Consider the following 3,835-nt stretch of genomic DNA (forward strand, 5'->3'; position numbering starts at 1 on the left):
ATCTTCTGCCCAAATTGTACTCTTCATATTCGGTCACCTCAAATAATAGTTTTAAGAATCTTATGTCATATATTATAGTTAGTTTAGATAACACGCAATAGAGGGAGGAAATAATGAAAAAGTTTCAAATCGAACTAAATAAACTGCCGACAGAAAATGCCGGAGAAATAGTACTTAGTATAGATGAGAGTATTGTATTTCAAGAAAAGACGGACATAATAGACCCGATTTGTCAGTTGTTTGATGCTTGTATCGAGGTTTTTAAATATGATGACGCTACAATTTTCTTAAATGAATATGAAAAAAAGATGGAATTTAAGAAGAAAGATGGGGAGTTTCTCATTATTAATCAGAGAGGCAAGAAGTTAGCTAGTGTTGATAGCGAGCAATTTTTACGAGTACTCTTTTCGTTTCTTAAAAAGGAGATAGGGCAGATTTACATGAGTGGAGTTGATTCTTTTCGAATCAAAGATGCTTACCATAGAATGTTAGGAATTGATCCATTTGTTCCTAAACTTGTAAATGGAAATGATGAAATTATGTATCGAACTTATCACTCTACAAGTGACAAGTATGAATTAAAATGGAAGTATTTAAAAGGGAGAGAGGTTGACCCGATATTTACTCCGGTACTATCTCATGATAAGAAGAGTATCTTTTATGTAGAGGGAAATAACCACAGAATTCGTAAACTCGATAGTGAAACGAAAGAAGAAATTTGGCAGTGCCATATTCCAATAGTAGAAGATTGTAATTGCATAACTGTGAATGGTGTCACAATTATTTGGCATGCGAATCGATTTGGAGAAAGTATGGCGAAATTGTACGCTATTTCATCAAGTTGTGGGGAGCTTCTATGGGATTTAGAAATAGAAGGGCATATTATACAAGATGTAAAAACTACGGGAGAAGAGTTACCACGTTTACTAGTTATTACACAAGAAGGCTACAATGTTTTATTAGAGCTTGAAAGTGGAGTGAAATTATGGGAAAAGAATGTCCGAGTCGGGGGAGAAATGGCGCAGTGTCATCTTGGCTCAGATTACTATGTGTTAGCAGGAAATTCTTTTGATGAAGATGGGGAAGCTGATGTATATAGTAACGTTGCAATTGCCATTCAATTATTAGACGCTTCTACACTATGGAAACAAATGATGGAAGATTGTAATCCAAATGAACCAGTTACTTTAACTAATGAACATTTTATATGTGTAGCAATAGATTCATTACAAAAGTGGGAATATGGAAAAGAAGGTTGTAACTTAATTTTTGAAAAAGCCTTTGATGAGGTACAGTATTCTTACATTGCATCAATGGAATCAAAAATACTATTAACAAGAACTGAGTATGAATATGAAGATGTAAGTAGACAAATACAATGTTATGACCATAAGAGCGGTCAAAAATTATATGAAGTAAATATGCCTTTTGAAATTGAATTACCTCCATTTCTTACTGGAGAGATGATGGTATTGTCCTTAGGAGAAGGCAGAATTTGCGGTATTAATATTCAAACAGGTAAAGTGATTTGGAACAATACGACTCTACATGATGTTACAAAGGTTCTGTTATATAAAGATGGAGAGATTTACATTGCTACTTCAAATTTAGAATTAATCATACTTGATGCTGAATGTGGCGAAGTGAAAGATATAATTAAACTCCCTAAAAATGTTGTTGTAATAGATTTTATTGTATCAATTGAGGAAGTTAATAATGGACTATTCATTAGTTGTGTAAGTGGAAATATGTTTGAAATAGTAGAAGGCTAATTTGTGAGTTTTCTTAAGTCGAGATGTTTGTTTTAAAATAGTAGTATATATTCACTAAAAAAGATGTATAAAAATGATTTTGATGCATCCTTTTTAGTGAATATATAAAATAATTAACTTAGTGTATTAAAGGTATGATACATGATTATTTTAATATATTTAAAAGTAAAATGAAATAAGAAACGGATAATTGTCGGAATATATTCGATTTCCGTTCATTTTTATGAAATATGTGTACTTTTTGTTAGATTCCTTTATTTTGTACATATACAATAAATGTATATAGAAATAAGAAAAGGATGATGTACGTGAAGGACACTGTTTTACAAGAAACAATTTCTCAGCAAGAATTACATAAAGTTGTTCAAAAAAATACAGCTTATTATGATTTTAAGTGGGGTAAAGTAGAAAATCCTGCGCAAGGGAATACATGGAATTGGGTAGCCTTTTTCTTCCCAACTTTTTGGTTAGCTTATCGTAAAATGTATAAGTTATTTATTATATTTGCGTTATTGGCTATACCTAGTATAGTTATACCCCCTTTTATAGATATTCCAGATGGGATTTATGTAACATTTAGTTTAGCTCTTCAATTAGGAATGATGATATTTACTGGATGGCAAGGAAACCGTTTATATTATAAGCATGCTGTTCGTGTTTTTCGTAAGGGAGAAGATGCGTCTGATCATGAGAAGGCGTATTTCTTACAATCAAAGGGCGGCGTTAGTGTAGCTGGTATGATTGGTTTACAGATTATAGTCGGGATTGTGTTTGGTTTAGTTGCGTTAGGGCTGTCCTTTTTACCAACTGAGCCGAATATTAAAAACGTTGTTCGTTCAAGTGATGAAGGGGTTACTTTAGAGATTATGACTGATAATCCAACTTGGAAGTTTGTGAAGAAAGAAAAAGAGTATGACGTAGTAGAGTTTACTGGTTATGATTATACAGAGAAGAAAAATGTGAAAATTAAATTTGCTGTTTATTTCGATGAAGATTATTTCGAGTGGCAAGAGGTATATGAAAATAATAAGAAGTTAAGTGAAGAAGAAGTAGAAGAATATCAAATTTATATTGAAGAAAATAATTGGGGTTTCTAGAGGGAACTCGTTCATTTTGAAAAGAAGAATCTTGTGAAGATTCTTCTTTTGTTTATTAGGGGAGAGAGAAATGATTTCAGCATTAATAGAAGCTCTAATAGGATCTATTAGTTTAAGTACGGGTTTACACACGAAAAAGATTGATGCTAACATACTTTACTTGCAGCAGTATGAGTGGTTTCGAATGATGTATGAAGACGAGAAGTATCGAAAGTTATTTATTACGAACTACAAAGTTCGCTCATATTTACAAAGTAAGCTGAGAGTTCGATTGCTGGTAAAAAATAAAAATGCACAACGAAGATTTTTAAAATTAGTAGAAGAGCAAATGGAAAAAAGGCATACGAATTGAAATTTTGTAAAATACAATAAAAAATGAGAATTTGAGGTAGGGTTGTCAATAACGTGAGACTATGGCACTATAAAGAAATGCTATACAAATTTTATTTATCGAGATGTAAACATCAATTTTGATTTTTACGTATAAATAATGAACGGAGGAAATGAATTTATGGCTACTTTACCAAATTGTCCAAAATGTAATTCAGAATATACGTATGAGGATGGCGTTCTTTTCGTATGTCCAGAATGTGCTCATGAGTGGGGCCAAGACGCAGAAGCTGAAAATAATGATGGTGCAAAAGTTGTAAAAGATGCGAACGGAAACGTTCTTCAAGATGGCGACGCTGTTACTGTTATTAAAGATTTAAAAGTAAAAGGAACTTCTTCAGTTGTGAAGATCGGTACGAAAGTAAAGAGTATCCGTCTAGTTGATGGCGATCACGATATCGATTGTAAAATCGACGGTTTCGGAGCTATGAAGTTAAAATCACAGTTCGTTAAGAAGGCGTAAGACAATAAAAAGAGGGGGCGAATAGCCTCCTCTTTTTATTATGTCACTTTTTGTCGGTAAATCGATATTTCGTGCAAAATCGTTGATATATTCTAAGTTATGATAGATATATT

Annotated in this window: 4 protein-coding genes; all 4 read left to right on the forward strand. The window is 32.4% G+C overall.

The genetic code is table 11. The annotated features are described in order from the left end of the window. Positions 1-113 precede the first annotated feature (113 nt). The 4 genes from MR167_RS30905 to phnA all read left to right on the forward strand — a co-directional run bounded on the left by MR167_RS30905 (position 114) and on the right by phnA (position 3,722). A complete protein-coding gene (locus MR167_RS30905; protein WP_242316196.1) occupies positions 114-1,772 on the forward strand; it encodes an outer membrane protein assembly factor BamB family protein in 1,659 nt (552 codons plus the stop codon). 299 nt (positions 1,773-2,071) lie between these two features. Beyond that, the gene (locus tag MR167_RS30910) at positions 2,072-2,869 is read left to right on the forward strand and encodes a DUF2628 domain-containing protein (RefSeq protein WP_118961879.1); all 798 of its coding nucleotides are present in this window, start codon (positions 2,072-2,074) and stop codon (positions 2,867-2,869) included. A gap of 70 nt (positions 2,870-2,939) precedes the next feature. Next, positions 2,940-3,221, forward strand: a complete 282-nt coding sequence (locus tag MR167_RS30915) for a hypothetical protein (RefSeq protein WP_000622255.1) — start codon at positions 2,940-2,942, stop codon at positions 3,219-3,221. A gap of 159 nt (positions 3,222-3,380) precedes the next feature. Further along, positions 3,381-3,722, forward strand: a complete 342-nt coding sequence (gene phnA, locus MR167_RS30920) for an alkylphosphonate utilization operon protein PhnA (RefSeq protein WP_000212735.1) — start codon at positions 3,381-3,383, stop codon at positions 3,720-3,722. Positions 3,723-3,835 lie beyond the last annotated feature (113 nt).

This window comes from Bacillus cereus group sp. BfR-BA-01355, assembly GCF_022663675.1.
GTDB classification, from domain to species: Bacteria; Bacillota; Bacilli; order Bacillales; family Bacillaceae_G; genus Bacillus_A; species Bacillus_A thuringiensis_S.

Excerpts from the sequence above, each read along its gene's own strand:
- MR167_RS30910 (WP_118961879.1), top strand. The coding sequence starts at position 2,072 with ATGATGTACGTGAAGGACACTGTTTTACAAGAAACAATTTCTCAGCAA.
- phnA (WP_000212735.1), top strand. The coding sequence starts at position 3,381 with ATGGCTACTTTACCAAATTGTCCAAAATGTAATTCAGAATATACGTAT.
- MR167_RS30905 (WP_242316196.1), top strand. The coding sequence starts at position 114 with ATGAAAAAGTTTCAAATCGAACTAAATAAACTGCCGACAGAAAATGCC.
- MR167_RS30915 (WP_000622255.1), top strand. The coding sequence starts at position 2,940 with ATGATTTCAGCATTAATAGAAGCTCTAATAGGATCTATTAGTTTAAGT.